General features: G+C 69.4%; 14 protein-coding genes. 2 read left to right on the plus strand and 12 right to left on the minus strand.

Annotated elements, in window-relative coordinates; all coding sequences use genetic code 11:
* Positions 1-700: 700 nt before the first annotated feature.
* The 5 genes from ACYQ1K_RS21250 to ACYQ1K_RS21270 all read right to left on the minus strand — a co-directional run bounded on the left by ACYQ1K_RS21250 (position 701) and on the right by ACYQ1K_RS21270 (position 5,905).
* Positions 701-1,735, minus strand: coding sequence for a phosphotransferase enzyme family protein (locus ACYQ1K_RS21250; protein ID WP_459985281.1), 1,035 nt, complete (start codon positions 1,733-1,735; stop codon positions 701-703).
* The gene (locus ACYQ1K_RS21255; RefSeq protein ID WP_459985282.1) at positions 1,732-3,006 is read right to left on the minus strand and encodes an aspartate aminotransferase family protein; all 1,275 of its coding nucleotides are present in this window, start codon (positions 3,004-3,006) and stop codon (positions 1,732-1,734) included. The genes ACYQ1K_RS21250 and ACYQ1K_RS21255 overlap by 4 nt, the downstream gene beginning before the upstream one ends.
* Before the next feature lie 34 nt (positions 3,007-3,040).
* The gene (locus tag ACYQ1K_RS21260; protein WP_459985283.1) at positions 3,041-4,474 is read right to left on the minus strand and encodes an APC family permease; all 1,434 of its coding nucleotides are present in this window, start codon (positions 4,472-4,474) and stop codon (positions 3,041-3,043) included.
* Positions 4,475-4,633: 159 nt separating this feature from the next.
* Positions 4,634-5,437, minus strand: coding sequence for an IclR family transcriptional regulator (locus tag ACYQ1K_RS21265; RefSeq protein ID WP_459985284.1), 804 nt, complete (start codon positions 5,435-5,437; stop codon positions 4,634-4,636).
* 51 nt (positions 5,438-5,488) lie between these two features.
* A complete protein-coding gene (locus ACYQ1K_RS21270) occupies positions 5,489-5,905 on the minus strand; it encodes a hypothetical protein (protein WP_459985287.1) in 417 nt (138 codons plus the stop codon).
* 196 nt (positions 5,906-6,101) lie between these two features.
* On the opposite strand from ACYQ1K_RS21270, the gene ACYQ1K_RS21275 reads away from it, so the two are divergent.
* Positions 6,102-7,265, plus strand: a complete 1,164-nt coding sequence (locus ACYQ1K_RS21275) for an acyl-CoA dehydrogenase family protein (protein WP_459985288.1) — start codon at positions 6,102-6,104, stop codon at positions 7,263-7,265.
* Between the two features lie 71 nt (positions 7,266-7,336).
* Here the strand turns inward: ACYQ1K_RS21275 and ACYQ1K_RS21280 are convergent, their stop codons facing one another.
* The 5 genes from ACYQ1K_RS21280 to ACYQ1K_RS21300 all read right to left on the minus strand — a co-directional run bounded on the left by ACYQ1K_RS21280 (position 7,337) and on the right by ACYQ1K_RS21300 (position 13,696).
* Positions 7,337-7,978: a response regulator transcription factor gene (locus tag ACYQ1K_RS21280; protein WP_459985289.1), complete on the minus strand. Its 642-nt coding sequence runs from the start codon at positions 7,976-7,978 to the stop codon at positions 7,337-7,339.
* A gap of 47 nt (positions 7,979-8,025) precedes the next feature.
* Positions 8,026-9,474: an aldehyde dehydrogenase family protein gene (locus ACYQ1K_RS21285; RefSeq protein ID WP_459985290.1), complete on the minus strand. Its 1,449-nt coding sequence runs from the start codon at positions 9,472-9,474 to the stop codon at positions 8,026-8,028.
* A 49-nt stretch (positions 9,475-9,523) separates the two neighbouring features.
* Positions 9,524-11,512, minus strand: coding sequence for a primary-amine oxidase (locus tag ACYQ1K_RS21290; RefSeq protein ID WP_459985291.1), 1,989 nt, complete (start codon positions 11,510-11,512; stop codon positions 9,524-9,526).
* A 117-nt stretch (positions 11,513-11,629) separates the two neighbouring features.
* Positions 11,630-13,123, minus strand: coding sequence for a PAS domain-containing sensor histidine kinase (locus ACYQ1K_RS21295; protein ID WP_459985292.1), 1,494 nt, complete (start codon positions 13,121-13,123; stop codon positions 11,630-11,632).
* 54 nt (positions 13,124-13,177) lie between these two features.
* Positions 13,178-13,696: a flavin reductase gene (locus ACYQ1K_RS21300; RefSeq protein ID WP_459985293.1), complete on the minus strand. Its 519-nt coding sequence runs from the start codon at positions 13,694-13,696 to the stop codon at positions 13,178-13,180.
* A 174-nt stretch (positions 13,697-13,870) separates the two neighbouring features.
* On the opposite strand from ACYQ1K_RS21300, the gene ACYQ1K_RS21305 reads away from it, so the two are divergent.
* Positions 13,871-14,434 carry a TetR/AcrR family transcriptional regulator gene (locus tag ACYQ1K_RS21305; protein ID WP_459985294.1) on the plus strand — a complete coding sequence of 188 codons (564 nt, stop codon included), beginning with the start codon at positions 13,871-13,873 and terminating at the stop codon, positions 14,432-14,434.
* 12 nt (positions 14,435-14,446) lie between these two features.
* On the opposite strand, the gene ACYQ1K_RS21310 is transcribed toward ACYQ1K_RS21305, so the two are convergent.
* A complete protein-coding gene (locus tag ACYQ1K_RS21310; RefSeq protein WP_459985295.1) occupies positions 14,447-15,301 on the minus strand; it encodes an alpha/beta fold hydrolase in 855 nt (284 codons plus the stop codon).
* A 28-nt stretch (positions 15,302-15,329) separates the two neighbouring features.
* The gene (locus ACYQ1K_RS21315; RefSeq protein WP_459985296.1) at positions 15,330-16,775 is read right to left on the minus strand and encodes an aldehyde dehydrogenase family protein; all 1,446 of its coding nucleotides are present in this window, start codon (positions 16,773-16,775) and stop codon (positions 15,330-15,332) included.
* Positions 16,776-16,909: the final 134 nt, after the last annotated feature.

A 16,909-nucleotide genomic window follows, 5' to 3' on the forward strand; every position in this document is an offset into this window, starting at 1 on the left:
CCTGCAAGACGCGCCCCCACAGGACAACCGCAGAAACGGACAGCGGACCTACGTTTCCGTAGGTCCGCTGTCCGGGATGTCCTGCGACATCACATTGGTGGCGGGTGAAGGATTCGAACCTTCGAAGCTTTCGCGACGGGACAGTCCGCGAGATGCATCGTCGTGCCCTGCGAATTCACCCGCGAGGTTCTACCTCTGGACACATATCGGACGCGCCGGGTTCACCGGTCGAGCAATGCCGAACTCGTCGGCAAGGCGCACTGCCACGCTACTCCTGGCCCGGGTCGCAGCTGCGTGCGACCCGACTCGCGACTCTTCAACGACCTGGGGCCTTTCGCCTGCTTGATGCCTGCCCTCTCGGAGTGATGCCGATCAGTTGTGCCGCTGGATCGTGCCTGGTCACGACCTGGACGGGTATCGTTCAGGTCGAGACGCGCACGTACGCCTTGAGTCTTCCGGGCGCACCATGAGCCGGCACTCCATCACGCTCTTAGGGGCTTCGCCACGGCGCGGCGGACGGCGACATCGTTTACTCCCGGCTGCCACAGCGCGTCGGAATCCCCGCCGCGGAGGTGTCCCTTGCGGCCATGCCGACTCCCACGCGCATGCGTACAAGCCTGTTGCGGTCGATCCTGAAGACAGCGGTCGACGACGGCGGTCACTATCTGCCAGGCCCCGCGTGTGCGATCCGTCGGCCCGCTCAGAGCGCGGCCAGGTACTCCCGCGCAGCCGCACAGGCCAGCTCGATGAGCATCGGTCCCATGCTGCGCGCGGTCTCGGTCTCGGGACGGGACTGCACCCACCCCAGGTACGTCGTACCGCGCAGGAAGATGAAGAGCGGCAGCAGGGCCTCCTCCTCGGCGCTCAACGGTCGGACGGAGCGATAGCCCGCGAGCAATCCACGACGAACATCACGGTATCCAGGCGCCTCGAGGTTGAAGTAGAGCGCAGTCGCCAGCTCGAAGAGGAACCAGCCGTGACCGGCGTCGTCGAAGTCGATCAGCTTGAGCTGACCGCCCTCGTCGAGGAGGTTCTCCGGCACGAGGTCGGCATGGATGAGGCCGTAGTTGTGCGGATGCCGGCCGATCCGATCCAACTCGGTGCGCGCCCTCCGGCGCGCTTCCAGGAGGAGGTCTCGTTGAGCATCGGTGAGGCGGTCGTACTCCCAGAACCGGCCCCAGAGCGGGGTCTCGCCCACCAGCCCCTCGGCATCCCAGGAGTGCCTCGTGAACCCTTCGGGCCGTTCCCAGGACCCGCAGTGGTCGTGCAGGCGGGCGGCGACGACCCCCGCCTTGGCGTAGAGCTGCGCAGCCGCCACGCCATCCAGGTCGACGCCGTCTTCCGAGGTGCCGGCGGGCTGACCTGCCAGCCAGCCGAGGACCGACACCTGCCGCGACTGCGGGACGTCGCAATGACGGATCTCGACGACCAGCCGACCGTCGGCCGCCGGCAGAACCGGCGGTACCGTGACGGCGCCGCTCTCCCCCAGCGCGCGCATCCACGCCAGCTCGGAGCGGAGCGCGGCATCAGAGTGGTATCCGTGCCGGTGGATGCGAACGGCGACGCGCTCTCCGCCTGGACGTCGAGCGGAGAACACGGCGTTCTCCCGGTACTTCACGAGCTCGACGTCGCTGAACCCGCCCTCCCAGTGGTCTCCGGCGGCCTGCGCCATCCGGGTCAGGCGCGCAACCTGGTCGTCGACGGGCAGCGTGTCGAAGTCGACGGCGGTCGTCACAGCGCCACCAGCGCTTCCTCGAGGGTGTCCAGGAGGAGATCGGCCTCCGACTGGCCGAAGACCAGTGGGGGCCGCATCTTCAGGACGTTGTCGTGCCGGCCGATCCGGCTGAGCAGCACGCCGCGGTCCCGCATCGCGTTGACCAGGACCTTGGTGAGGCCAGGCGCCGGCGCGCCGTCCTGCTCGATCTCGATGCCGAAGAACAGGCCGCGTCCTCGGACGCCGCCGATCACGTCGTGCCGGGCGGCGAGCTTCTCGAGGCCCTCACGCACGTAGGCGCCGACCACGCGAGCGTTGTCCTGCAGACGCTCCTCCTCCAGGACGTCGAGCACGGCCATGGCTGCCGCGGCGGAGACCGGGTTGCCACCGAAGGTGTTGAAGTAGGTCGACGCTGCCTGGAAGTCGGAGATGAGACCGTTGGGCGCGACGACGCCGGCCACCGGGTGACCGTTGCCCATCGGCTTGCCCATCGTGACGATGTCGGGCGCGACCTTCGCCAGCTCGTGGCCCCACATCGCATCCCCGGTCCGACCGAAGCCGGCCTGCACTTCGTCGCAGACGAAGAGGCCACCCGCCTCACGTACCGTCGCGACGGCACGCCGCACGTAGCCCGGGACGGCGTCGGGCAGCCCCTCGTTGGCGAAGAAGGAGTCGATGAGGATCGCGGCCACCCCGTGCCCCGCCTGCTCGAGCGAGCGCACGGCCTCGGCAACCTGCGTGACGTAACGGTCGGCCAGCTCGTCCTCGCTCAGGCCCTGGCCGTCGTGGCGCGGGTCGGGGACCCGGACAGCCCGGGCGTTACCGGGGAACGCCTCGACCACTGGGAAGCAGGTGGTCAGCGAGGCCAACGTCGCGGTGTTGCCGTGATAGCTGAAGTCGCTGACGATCAGGCCGCTGCTGCCCGTCGCGAAGCGTGCCATCCGGAGCGCAAGCTCGTTGGCCTCGCTGCCCGAGCAGGTGAGGACCGCGGTGTCGAGGGGCCCCGCCAGGGTCGCGGTGAGCCGCTCGGCGTACTCGACGACGAGCTCGTGGAGATACCGGGTGTGCAGGTTGAGCGTGCCGGCCTGGCGCGCCACCGCCTCGACGACGCGAGGGTGGCAGTGCCCGACATGGGGCACGTTGTTGTAGGCGTCGAGGTAGCGCCGCCCGTCGGCGTCCTCGACCCATACCCCCTCGCCACGGACGAGATGGACGGGACGCTCGTAGAAGAGCGGGGCGTTGCGGCCGAGGACGTCGAACCGGCGCTGCAGCAACTGGTCGTCGTCGGTCATGGAAGGCTCCTGCCGGAGATCGAGTGAAGACGACTCAGCCAACGGGGGCCGCCTCGAGCTCGGTGGCCGAGTCGTCGCCGTCGCTCGACGACCGTGACGGCCGGCCGCCGAACAGGACGCCGACCACGAAGACGGCGACTACAGCGGCCAGGAAGATCGCGGCGATCGTGCGCGATCCTCCGATCAGCGTCGTGAAGTTGGCGATCACGAGTCCCGTGATGGCGATGAGGCCGAGTCCCCCGAGCACGGGAGCGATGACGGTCTGCCACAGGCGCGTGTCGACACGCGTACGTCGGAAGTAGGCCACGATCGCGAAGCTGGTCAAGGCCATCAGGGCGAGGATTGCCACGATCGCGACACCGGCCATCCAGGTGAACAGCTGCAGGACGGGGTCGGCGCCGGCAATCGCGAAGACACCCACGAGCACGGCGGCGGACGCCGTCTGCAGGAGCGACCCTGCGTGCGGCGACCCGTGCTTGGCGTGCACGGCAGCCAGGCCACGCGGCGCATAGCCGGCCCGAGCAAGGGCGAAGACATAGCGGGCGATCGCGCCGTGGAAGGCGAGCAGCGTGGCGAAGAGGCTCGTAACGAGCATGATCTGCATCGCCTCGGAGGTCCACGGCGCGAGGAAGCGAGCCGCTGCGTCGAACGTCAGTCCAGCGGTGTCCTTCGCCGCCGCATCGGAAATCCGGCTGCTGCCGAAGGCCAGGACCACGGCCCAGCTGGACAGGGCGTAGAGGACGCCGATCACGATGATCGCGACGTAGGTCGCCAGCGGGACGGTGCGCTTGGGGTTGCGCGCCTCCTCGCTGTAGATCGCGGTGGCCTCGAAGCCCATGAATGACCCGATCGCGAACATCATCGCGATGCCGGGCGAGCCGGAGAAGAAGCTCGAGGGGGTGAACGATGTGGCATCGATCCCGTGCGCCCCGCCCTTGACCAACACAGCGATGGTGAGCGCGATGATCGCGACGATCTCCAGCGCGAGCAGGACGCCGAGGACGAGAGCGCCGAGGCTGATGTTGCGGTATCCGACCACGCCGACGACGGCCATCATCACGAACGCCCACAACCACCAGGGCAGATCCGGACCGCCGTACTGGACGACGAGGCCGTCGATCGTGGCGGCGGCCAGCCCGTAGACACCGGCCTGCACCGCGGCATAGGCGAAGAGCGCAAGACCCGCGGCGCCGATGCCGAGCCGGCGCCCGAGTCCATGGGTGACGTAAGCGTAGAAGGCGCCCGCGTCGGTGATCCGGCTGCTCATCGCCGCATACCCGACGCTGAACAGCAGCAGGACCAGCGCTGCGACGATGTAGGTCAGTGGGGCTCCGGCACCGTTCCCGATGGCGATCATCACCGGCAGGGACCCGGCGACGGTGGTCAGCGGCGATGCGGCCGCCACCACCAGGAAGACGATGCCGATGACACCGATCGAGCCCCGGAGACCGGACGCGTTGCTCGACATACTTCACTCCTTGCGATTGCTGGGGTCGACTCCGCGTGCGGCAGAAGGCCAGCCGGCGTGCGTCGAGGGAGAGTGTGAGGAACGCTACGTTTGCTCACCCACCTGGCAGCAGCGCGACTTTCTCCCACCGCCGTAGGGGGATCCTTTAGGCCGACAGCGTCAGTTGAGCTGGTCGAGGGTCGCGACCCGCTCCGAGAGCGCCGTCAGCGCCTTCACGTACCGCGCGACATCCGCGCGGAAAGCGGGCGCCGTGATGGAGACCGAGGCCAGCACCATGCCACTGCTGCCGGTCAGCGGCACGGCGACCGAGACGTAGCCAGCGGTCGTCTCCTCCTGCTCGACGGCGTAGCCGCGCTCACGGACGATGCGCAGCTGCTCGGCCAGCACCCCCGGCATCACGATCGTCGCCGGCGTCTCCCGAGACAGCCCGCGGGCGACGACCTCGTCGAACACCGAGGCCGGCGCGTGCGCCAGGAGGACCTTGCCCGTTGCGGTCGAGTGCACGGGCATGCGACCGGCGATCCGGGACGGACGCGCGGCTTGGGGGCCGCCCGCGACCTTCTCCAGGTAGAGCACCTCCAGACCGTCGAGGACGGCCAGGTGCACCGTCTCCTTCGTCGCGAAGTGCAGGCTCTCCATCAACGGCCGCACGGTGTCTCGCAGCACGCGGAACCGCGGGACCCGACTTCCGAGCTCGAAGGCGCGCAGTCCGAGCCGGTAGTCCTGGCCGGCCCGCTCGAGCATCCCCCAGTCGACCAGCTCCTGGGCGAGTCTGTAGACGGACGCCTTCGAGATGCCGGTGCGCCGAGCCAGCTCCGAGAGCGAGAGTGCGGAGTCCTCGATGTGGAACGACTCGAGGATCAGGCGCGCCTTGCCCAACACGCTGTTCGCGCTCTCGCCCAGCCCTTCCCCGTAGCGCCGGGGCCGCGATCCGACCACGTCGGCCGTCCTCTCGTCACACACGCTCTCATCCACGCAGGGCAATGCGTCGCCTTGCAGGGCACCAGTATCTCCTCAACGAGACCGGATCAGCCGGCGCACCAGGGCCACGCCTGCCACGACCTCCGCCGTCAGTGCGAGGGAGAGCCCGCCGTGCATGAGAAGATCCGTCGTCGTCGAGACCTCGACGTGCTCGTGCCCCTCGTGCATCGGCGCGAGAAGCAGGTGGACAGCCACCATCGCGAGGCCCAGCACCAGCATGACGGCCAGCTCGAGGTCGGTGCATCGGCGGCGCCACGCGGACGCCGCGCAGGCTGCACACATGCCCGACAGCAGCAGCATCGGCACCGTCAGCACGAGAAGCGACTCCCCCGTCAGTCCGAGCAGCACCACATGCGTGAGCAGGCAGCCCGCGGAGACCAGGGCGGCCACGCGCGGCAGCCGCTCGGCTCGCGCGCCGGTCACCGTGGGGGCCGAGTAGGTGAGCGTCATGAGGGTCCTCGCGATCGTCGTACGCCGGTGGCGTTCAGTATCCGCACCGGAAACCGCTGCCCCACACCGATCGGACTGCTGAGCGAACCGCTCGCACGGATTGAAGGTTTCCCTTACGCCTGCGCGCATTCCTCCGATTTCTGCGCAGTCAGAGGCACGACAGGATTCGACTGACCTACGACCCACGGGAGCGGTGATGACCCAGACCCAAGCGGACGTCCGGCAGGACGTCGACGCCCTTGAGAGTGCCACGTCGATGGAGGACGTGCTCAGCGAGCTGGGCGCCCGACGCGAGGAGTTCCACGCCCAGCGCTACGTCTCGGCCGACTTCGTCGCGCGACTCAAGGAGATCGGGGTCTACCGGGCCGCGACCCCCCAGCACTTCGGGGGCAGCCCTCTGCGCCCAGCTCAGTTCCTGCGCATGGTCGAGCAGATCTCGACCGTCGACGGGTCGGCCGGCTGGGTGGCGAGCTTCGGATGCCAGACGTCCTACCTGGGCTCGCTGCCGGAGGCGACGCTCGAGGAGCTGTACGCCGACGGGCCCGACCTCGTCTTCGCCGGTGCCCTCTTCCCAGTGCAGCAGGCCCGGCCGATCGAGGGTGGCTTCTCGGTCACGGGCCGCTGGAAGTTCGCCAGCGGCTGCAAGGCGGCCGAGGTGATCTGCGTCGGCATCCCGGGCGACGACTCCAGCAGCGGCAAGCCACGCGGCGCGCTGGTGCGGCCGAGCGACGTGGAGATCGTCGAGGACTGGGACGTCGTCGGCATGCGCGCCACCGGATCCTTCGACCTCGTCCTGGAGGACGTGGTGGTCCCGACGAGCTGCACCTTCATCCGAGGGGGCGCGCCGACCATCGACGAGCCGATCTATCGCTACCCGACCATCACCTATGCCGCACAGGCCCTCTCGGTGGTCTCGGCCGGCGTCGCACGCGCCGCCCTCGACTTCGCCCAGGAGATCGGGGCCGCCCGCGCGGGGATCACCGGGGCGCCGAAGCTGGCCGACCGGCCCTACTACCGCACCGGCATCGCCGAGGCAGAGGCCCTGCTCCGCTCGGCCAGGGCGTACTTCTTCGAGGCCGCCGAAGAGGGCTGGGACGCGGCTCTGGACGGCCCCGTGCCGGACCGGGTCAACGCTCACCTCCGGCTCTCCGCCGCCCACCTGTCGCGAGTCTGCGCCGACGTGGTGGGCAAGGTGGCCAGCATCTCGGGCACCGCACCGATCTTCACCGGTCACCCGCTGCAGCATCTGCTCGGCGACGCGCTCGTCCCACAGTCGCACGCCTTTCTCAGCCCGGCGATGTACGACGCCGCCGGAGCCGTGCTCATGGGGCAGCCGGCCACCGTGCCGGCGTTCCGCTGAGGCCCTCGGCAACACCGAAGCTCCGGCCCGCCGCACGAGTGCGGCGGGCCGGAGCTTTTGGTGGGTGTCGTTCAGTCCAGGGAGTCGACGTCGATCTCGAAGACGAGGATGTCGCGCACCAGGGCGCCGAGCGTCTCCACCTCGGTCTTCGCCTTGATCCGCGCGCGATGCACGTCGATCGTCTTGTCGCTGGTGCCCAGCTCTCGCGCGATCGCGCGACTGGACATGCCGCGGATGACGAGACTGAGCACCTCGCGCTCGCGCACGGTGAGCGGCGCCAGCCGGGCGAGCAGCTCACGACGCTGGCGGCTCTGGTCGAAGCGCGCCCGCGCCTGTTCCAGCTGGGTCTGGACGACGTCGATCATCCGCTGGTGGTCGTATGGCTTCTCCAGGAAGTCCACGGCCCCCATCGAGAGCGCCCTCACCGACATCGGGATGTCGCCGTGCGCCGAGCAGAAGATCATCGGAGCCGGATAGCCGCGCTCCATGAGGAGCTGTTGGAGCTGGAAACCGTTCATCCCGGGCATGCGTACGTCGACGATGACGACCGCCGGCTCGTCCGGGTCGAACTCGTCCACGAAGGACGTCGCGTCGGGATAGGTCAACGCCTCGATCCCGACGCTCTCGAACAGGAAGACCAGCGACTGCCGCAGGTCCTCGTCGTCGTCGATGATGTGCACCACGGGCTCGACGGAACGGTCCGAGGAGGTCATCGCACCTCCTCGGACCGTGTCGAGCGCCGGCCAGGCAACGCTCACGCCTACAGGACCACCGTGACCGTCTTGGCCTCGGTGTTGGCCAGGATGCCCTCGTAGCCGAGCTCGCGTCCAACACCGCTGGCCTTGGTGCCGCCCCAGGGCAGCTGGGGGGCGAGCGGCGACCACCCGTTGACGCCGACGGCACCGGCCTGAAGCTGCGCGGCGACCCCATGGGCCCGACCGACGTCGCGGGTCCAGACGGTCGCGGCGAGGCCGAAGTCGTTGTCATTGGCCATGGTCACGACGTCGGCGTCGTCATCGAACGCGATCACGGTGCCCACCGGGCCGAAGATCTCCTCCCGCGCGATCGTCAGGTCGTTGCTGCCCGCGAACACGGTCGGCTGCACGAAGAACCCGGGACCCTCGGGCGTCCCTCCACCGGCCACGACGACCGCTCCCTCGGCCCGGCCCTTGGCGACGTAGCCCAGCACCCGCTCACGCTGCGCCTCGTTGATGAGCGGCCCCATCGTCGTCGACGGGTCGAACGGGTCGCCGAGCACCTGGGCCTGCGCGGCGCCCTTGAGCCCGTCGATGACGGCGTCATAGACCGAGCGGTGCGCGAAGACGCGGGTGCCGGCCGCACACACCTCGCCCTGGTTGGCGAACAGACCCATCGCCAGGCCGGGGATCGCGGCCTCCAGGTCAGCGTCGCCGAAGACGATCTGCGGCGACTTGCCGCCGAGCTCCAGGGTCGTGCGCTTGAAGTTGCCCGCCGAGTTACGCAGGATGCGGCGGCCGACCTCAGTGGAGCCGGTGAAGCTCACCTTGTGCACGCCCGGGTGAACGGCCAGCGCCTCGCCTGCCACCTCGCCGAATCCGGGCAGCACCTGCACGACGCCAGCAGGGAAGCCTGCCTCCTCGACGAGCGTGGCGAGGTGGAGGATCGAGAGCGACGCGTCCTCCGCCGGCTTCACGATCACGGTGTTGCCGGTGGCCAGCGCCGGCGCAAGCTTCCAGCCCAGGATCATCAGGGGCGAGTTCCAGGGCACGATCGCCGCGATGACGCCCACCGGCTCGCGCCGCGTGTAGGAGTGCGTCGGCGCTCCGAAGTAGCCGTCGGTGCTGACCAGCTCGCCGTTGACCTTGTCGGCCCAGCCGGCGTAGTAGCGCAGCGAGGCGACCAGGTTCGGCACGAACAGCGCCTGCGCGAACCCGAAGGGCGTCCCCATGTCCAGCGACTCGAGGGTGGCGAGTGTCTGCGCGTCTCGCTCGACCAGATCGGCGAGCCGGTGGAGCAGGAGGCCCTTCTGGGACGGCGGGGTGGCCGCCCAAGAGCCGCGCAGGGCCTCGGTGGCCGCCACGACGGCCAGGTCGACGTCCTCGACACCGGCTGCGGCGATGACGCCGAGCACGTCGCCAGTGCTCGGGTTGATCGCGTCGATCTTGCCGCCGGAGCCGGTCGTCCAGTTGCCGGCGAGGTACATCGAGGTGGTGAGCTCAGGCAGGTTCACTGGTTCTCCTAGAGGTGACGGACGAGAGGTGGGTGGGTGTTCAGAAGGCTCAGTCGCAGCCGCAGCCCGAGCCGGCGCTGGCGCGCGTCGAGTGGCAAGCGGTTCGGTTGAGATCGGGGACGTCGAGGGTGGGGTTGCGGTCGAAGAAGCCGTGCGGCCGGAGCTTGAAGCCGGCGTAGTCGACCGGCATGATCGGCCAGTCCTCGGGACGGACGAAGTGCGTCAGACCGAACGTGTGCCAGACGACGAGGTCCTCGCCGTCGACGCTGCGGTCGCCCGCGACATACGCCGGGAGGCCGGCGCCGCCAGGGTGCTGGTTCACTGTGTAGCCGGACGGCCACATCTCGTCCCGGTCATACTGCGTGACCCACAGGTGGTGCCGCGCGAAGTTGGCGCGGCGCGAGATCGAGGAGTCCTCCGCTGCGAGAAGCGTGGGCTGCCCCTCCGGCTGCAGGACGTAGGCGGTCGGGTGGCCGAAGCGGTTCGTGCGCTCCGCACTGGAGATCGTCCACACCCGGTTGCGCTCGTTGGCGGCGTCGCGTCGGGCGGAGAGCTCGGTGGCGAGTCGAGTGCTGGTGCGTGCGATCGCGTTGCCCCACGGGTTGTCGGGGTCTGCGGGCACGGAGACCGCATCGAGCTCGTCGACGTGGTTGCGAACCGTGTCTACGGTGAAGTCGAGCCGGGCGGAGAACAGGTGCTGGTGCACCGGGGCACCCAGCCCTGGAGCGAGCTCGGAGAAGTATGGGTCGGTGCCGTCGTGCCCCGATGGGAACGGGATGCCCGTCGCCTTCACCTCCAGGTCGACGGTGCCGTCGAGGTAGAGGGACCAGTAGAAGCCGTAGTCGTAGTTGCCCACCGTGCCGAAGAACGACATCACCATCCGCCGCTGGCGCCGGGTCTCGGAGGTGCCGCTGAAGATGTCGTTGTGCTTCCACAGCACGCCGTAGTCCTCCTCGTGGAGGCAGATGGCGTTGCGGATCGTCTGAGGCACGCAGAAGTCGTCGACGACGACGGCGTCGAGGTAGGTGATCTCGCCGAGGCAGTCACAGCCGAGCTCGAGGGAGTTGGCGAGCCGGCCGAACTGGTACTCGCCGAAGTCGAAGTAGTTCTGCCAACCGTGCGTCGGCCCGGGGTCGCCGTAGTTGACGACCATCTCGGCGACCGACGCGCGGTAGAGGATCGGGCGCTCCTCGTCGCCGTCGGTGAAGGAGAGCTGGTGCAGCGTGAGCCCCTCACGACCGTTGAATCCCAGGCGGACTTTCCAGTTCTGCCAGGACAGCACGCCCTCCTCGATGGAGAAGGAGACGCCCTCGGGCTGCGTGATCGAGATCGGCTTGAGGTCGGTGCGCTGCGGGCCTCGCACGGCCGGGTCGAGGTAGTCGCCGGACTCGCTCGGCATGTGCTCGATGTGCGTCTCGACGACGCGGAGCACCTTGCCGCCGGTGACGTCGACATGGGCGATGACACCGCCCACCGGATGGGCCCACACCATGGCGCCCGGCTCGGGCTCGTAGAAGCTGAGCACGCGGTAGATGCGCCTGCCCACCTCGTCGTCGTAGCCGAACACGCCGGCGGAGAGCGGGACGGGTCGCACCTTGTCGATGTCGGTGACGCCGCGCTTGGTCACCGCCGCGCGCCAAGCCTCGTCGGCCTTCACGATCGCGTCCACGAGCGGGTAGTCCTCGTCGAGGCACGGGCCGAACCCGTCGCGGGTCGGGTCGAGCAGCTCGCGGGAGACGACCGCGCCCGCCGTCAGGTCGACGACCACGGCGCTGACGGTCAGCGTCGCGAGCTCCGTGTGCAGCAGGCTCACCTCGCGGGGCAGCGGACTGGCGCCGTCCCAGGAGAAGACGTCGGCCTTCTCAGGCTCACGCAACATCACGTACGAAACCCGGGACTCGGCCGTCATCAGCCCCTCGCTCTCGAGGATCGCACGCGTGCGGTCGACCTCCGCGGCGGTCAGCGCGGCGAGCGGGTGGCGCGAGCCTGGCCTGTCAGCGCGCCGGGTCTCGGCGACTTCGATGAGATCGGACGTCATGGTGGAGCTCCTGGATCGTGGGCGTGACCTCGCACACACTCCCCGGCTTCACGAATCTTGTCAATCGGACAGTTCTGAAGAAATCCCTCATGCTGGGACCACCCGAGCGTGCCGACCTCAGTCGGCCAGCGGGAGGGCGAAGGAGAACCGCGATCCTCCTTCGTCGCGCCGCTCGGCCCAGACCGAGCCGCGCTGACGCGTGATGATGCGGTAGCTCAGCGCGAGCCCGATCCCGCTCCCGCGCTCCTTCGACGTGAAGCTGTCGACGAACGGGTCCCGGGCGATGCCACGCCCCTCGTCCTCCACCGAGACCACACCGACGCCGTCCCCGGGGCGCACGACGATCCGAAGGCGCGAGCCGCCTCCGGCCGCCATCTCGTCGATCGCGTTGAAGCAGAAGTTGAGCAGCACCTGCCCGGTGAGCACCCGCTCGCAGCGGACGACCACCTGGGTGGCGTTCGGCTCGACGACGACCTCGACCCCAGCATCGGCAGCACGAAGACGGACGAAGTACTCGCAGTCCGCGACGACGTCGTGCAGGTCGACACTCTCCCCCACGTGCTCGAGGTGGCCGACGAAGCCGCGCATCGCCTCGACGATCTTGCTGGCCCGCTCGATCTGGCGGCGGGCGCTGTCGATGCCGCGGACGATGCCACTGAGGTCGCCCTCGGGCACGGCGGACCCCTCCGGCGCCAGCAGTGCGTCGACGCGGGCGAGGACGCCGCCGAGGTAGTTGCCGGCCGCGGCGAGCGGCTGACCGAGCTCGTGAGCGATCGCCATCGCCATGTCGCCCATGGCGTTGTAGCGGGCGAGGTAGTTCTCCCGCTGCGCCTCACGGACCCTCTCCGCCTCCCCGTGAACACGTTCGGAGACGTCGTGGACGATGAGCAGATAGGTCCCGCCCTCGGTGTCGTTGAGCCGCTCGACACTCCCCTCCAGCCAGACCGCGGCCGGACCCTCGTTGATCACGAGCTGGACGGAGGTCAGCGGCGCGGCCGCTTCGACGACGTCGGCCCAGTGCACCTCCGCGTTGTCCATCCGGAGCCGGGCCCGGCCCTCGAGCGGTCCCAGGGGCTCTCGCATGTCCGCTCCGATGAGAGCCATCGCCGAGTCGGTCGCGAAGTGGAGGACACCTCGACGATCGGCCATCAAGGCCGCCACCGACGTCTGTCGCGCCAAGGCATCGATGTACGACGTCGCCAGACGGAGCTCCTGGGCGATGTGCTGCTCGCGCTCGATGTCGCGGAACTGCACCATCACCGCCGGCCCCTGCGCGAGCTCCACCCGCGTGGCGATCGAGTCGGTGGGCACGATCCGACCGGACCGCGTGCGGTAGTGCCACTCCATCCGGCTGGCACCGCGCTCCACGGCGTCCTGGAGCCAGGCCCGGCCGATCACCCGGTCGTACTGCTGGGCCGAGCTGCTCATGTCGTTGGCCTTGAGGGGGCGCAGCTCGGCGACGTCCCACTCCAGGAGCTCGCAGGCAGCCGGGTTCGCCCACAGGATGTTCTTCGTCTCGGCGTCGTGCACGAGCACGCACATCTGCGCGGCTGAGAGCATGGCGACGAAGTCGTCACTGACCAGCTCCGGCGCGCGCGGGTCGACGGTCATGCCCGCAGCGTAGGCCGAACTGCTCGATGGCGGATCAGGCAAGGGCATGTCGGGTCATGATTGCTCCCGCTCGCCCAGCGGGTGGAACTGACGTTGGAAGTAGACCAGCCCACCGGCCTCGGAGTTGAGGAGGATCCGCTCGACCTCGACGAAGACGACGGAGTGCGACCCCTGGCCGCTGATCTCAGTGATCCGGCCGAGCACCGACGCCGCGGCGCCGACCAGGACGGGCACGCCGGCATCGTCGTCCCACTCCCCCGCGGCGAAGCGCTCGGCGCCGGAGACGCCGGTGGCGCCGGCGAAGAGCAGAGCGACGTCCGCGTGACGTCCGCCGAGCACGTTGATGCAGAGCCGACCGTTGCGCGCGAACGCGGCATGGCTGCGGCTGGACCGGTTGATGCAGACCAGCATGGTCGGTGGGGTATCGCTCACCGAGCACACAGCGCTCACCGTGATGCCCGCACGACCGGCAGGCCCGTCGGTCGTGACCACGTTGACGCCCGCGGAGAGGCTGGCCATCGCTGACCGGAACCGCTGCTGGGTCGGCGTCAGCTCGATCATGCTCGCAGTCACCTGGATCCTCCTCACTCGGATGTCGGTCGGCGTGCGTCTCCGACGTTAGGAGCCGGATCGGCTCGGCGACATCGAGAGTTCCTCGCGCGTGCCTGAAGGAATCGCCTACCTCGCCCCGCATCCCCCGCGGGCGCGGTGGCTAGGCTCCTGCCAGGAGGAGGTGGCGAGGAACGCATGCGAGTGACGTACGGGACCGGCCGCCAGGCACTGCTCGACGCAGCGATCCGAGTGGTCGCAGCCCAAGGTCTGCGAGGCCTGACCTACCGGACGGTCGCCGCCGAGGCGGGGGTCAGCCACGCCTCGGTCCGCTACCACTTCGGCGACTGGTCCACCATGCTCGAGGAGGCGCTCGCCTACTGCCTCGAGAGCAGCGCGTCGGACGCCGTCCTCGCCTCGCCACAGCCCGGTCTCGACGGCTTCGCCGAGCACCTGCTCGAGCTGGTGACACGCAACCCGGATCTCCAGGCGTTCCAGTACGAGCTCAACCTCGAGGCTCGCCGCCGTCCGGAGCTCCGCGCGCTGATGGGGAAGGTCGACGACTCCTACCGGGACCTCGTCCGGCGCGAGCTGACGCGACACGGCCTCGACGACCCGGACGTGGCCGAGGTCGTCTACATGGCGCTCGACGGGCTGGTGTTCCACCAGACCGTCCTGGGCGACCTCGACCGCAGCGAACGGGCCCTGGTCGCCTTGCGGCGCCTGCTGGCGACGTACGCCGCCGAGCACCTGTCCGTCTGAGGCCGGGTCGTCTCAGAGGCCGATCCCGCTCAGGAAGGCCTCGACAGCCCGGACGACCTCCTCGGTCTTCTGCTCCATCACCGCGACGGTTCCCCCGTCGATGTGGACGACCTCGACCGACGCGGCGTTGGGGTAGGCCCCAGCCACCCGGTCGGTGTGCGGGTAGGACACCGGGTCGGCTGTGTTCGCCAGCAGGAGCACCGGCGCCTTGACGAGCTCGACCCGATCCTCCATGACATAGCGCGCACAGGCCAGGTGGCCCTCGGCCGGGTCGACCTGGGGGGCGAGAGCGTCTCGGATGTACCGGTTCAGGATGTCTGGGCGCCCGGACGGATAGAGCGGATATCGCTTGCCCCAGAGCACCGTCAGGTGGGACCCGTCCTCCTGGACCGGAGCCACGTCGACGTCGCCGGCCGCGCTCGCCTCGGCGTCCTCCCCGTGCATCGCCTTCGCCGACGCGGCCCGGAAGTCGGTATCGGCATACTCACTCGAAGAGAGAACCGCAGCGAGGACTCGCTCCGGGGCGGCGGCGGCTATCTCCGAGGCGACGAAGGAGCCGGTGTGGTGCCCGACGACGCAGAACTGCTCGATGCCGAGGGCGTCGGCCAGCGCGAGCGCGCCCTGGGCGTAGTGCTCGATGGTCTGCGGCGTGCCGGCCACCGGCTTGGCCGAGACCCCGAACCCGTACATGTCCATGGCGATCGCACGGCGCTTGCGTGCCAGCAACGGCAGGACCTCGCGATACTCGTCCCACGAGCGCGGGGTCTGATGCAACAGCAGGACGGGGGTCCCTTCGCCGGCCTCGGCGTAGTGCAGCTGACCGAGCGGTGTGTCAGCGTAGGCGAAGCGAATGTCGGTGGTGGTCATGGAAGTTCCTGAGATGGGCCGGGTCGATTCAGGCCAGGTTGACGAAGACCGACTGCGTCTCGGTGAACTCGTCGAGGGCGTAGGAGCCCATCTCCCGGCCCCAGCCGCTCTTGCCGAACCCACCCCAGGGCGCACCCGGGTCGATGAGCGGGAGCTGGTTGACGAACACGGTGCCGGCGTTGATCCGCGGCGGCAGCGCGTGCGCCATCCGGAGGTCCTTGGTCCAGACAACGGCTGCCAGCCCGTAGTCGGTGTTGTTGGCGCGCGCGACCGCCTCGTCCATGTCGTCGTACGGCATGATCGAGATCACCGGCCCGAAGATCTCCTCGCGCGCGATGGTCATCTCGTCGGTGACCTCGGTGAACACCGTCGGTCGGTAGAAGAAGCCGCGCTCGAGCTCGCCGCCGACGCGCTCCCCGCCGGTGACGAGCTGAGCACCTTCGGTCCGTCCGGTGGCCACGTAGCCGTCCACGCGACCGAGGTGCTCCGCCGACACGAGCGGGCCGATGAAGGTCTCGGGGTCGGTTCCGGGGCCGATCTTGAGCCCGTCTGCGGCGGCCGCGATCTTGGCGGTGAACTCGTCGACGCGAGAGCGGTGGACGAGAAGGCGGGTGAACGCGCCGCAGGCCTGGCCGGTATTGAAGAGCGCGCCTTGCAGGTTGCCCAGCACGGCAGCGTCGATGTCGGCGTCGCTCGCGACGATGCTGGGAGCCTTGCCGCCGAGCTCGAGGCCGACCCTCTTGAGGTCGTCGGCGGCGGCCCGGACGATCTCCTGCCCGACCGCGGTCGAGCCCGTGAACGAGATCTTGTCGACGCCCTGATGGGCGACCAGCGCCTTGCCGACCTCCGGGCCCCCGGTGAGCAGGTTGACCACACCCGCGGGCACGCCGGCCTCGCGGGCCAGCTCGACGAGGCGGACCGTCGAGAGCGGGGTCTGCTCGGCTGGCTTGAGGACGACAGCGTTGCCGGTGGCCAGCGCCGGGGCCAGCTTCCACGCCGCGATCCCGAAGGGGAAGTTCCACGGCGTGATCAGACCGGCGACGCCGAGCGGACGTCGCTGCTGGTAGGTGAGCTGACCCGGGATGGAGACCGGCGACACCTTGCCCTCGAGCTTGGTCGCCCAGCCGGCGTAATACCGGAACGTCTGAGCAGCCAGGGGGATGTTGATGGTGGTGGAGACGAACGTCGGCTGTCCTTGGTCGGCGGTCTCCAGTGCTGCCAGTTCGGCGGCGTTCGTCTCGATCAGCTCCGCGATCCGCCACAGGATCCGCCCGCGTGCGTCCGGGGTGAGCGACTGCCACGCTTCGGACTCGAACCCGATCCGGGCAGCAGCCACGGCGGCGTCGACGTCGGCCGCACTCGCTTCGGCGAAGGTCCCGATCGTCTCCCCGTTGGCCGGGTCGATCGTCTCGCTCGTCGCCCCGGTCGAGGCATGGACCCACTCGTCGCCGATGAGAAGCTGGGTGGCGGTCATAGAGACATCTCCTTCGTTCGCGTGATGGGCCGAACGTGGCACGGTCACTCGACCCCCGCACGCGGTCGGTCCGGTCACCGAACCGCCTCCCTCAGCCGGCGCATGCGGTCCGCGAGACGCTCGTCGGCCCGTCG

This window comes from Nocardioides sp. AN3, assembly GCF_054653495.1.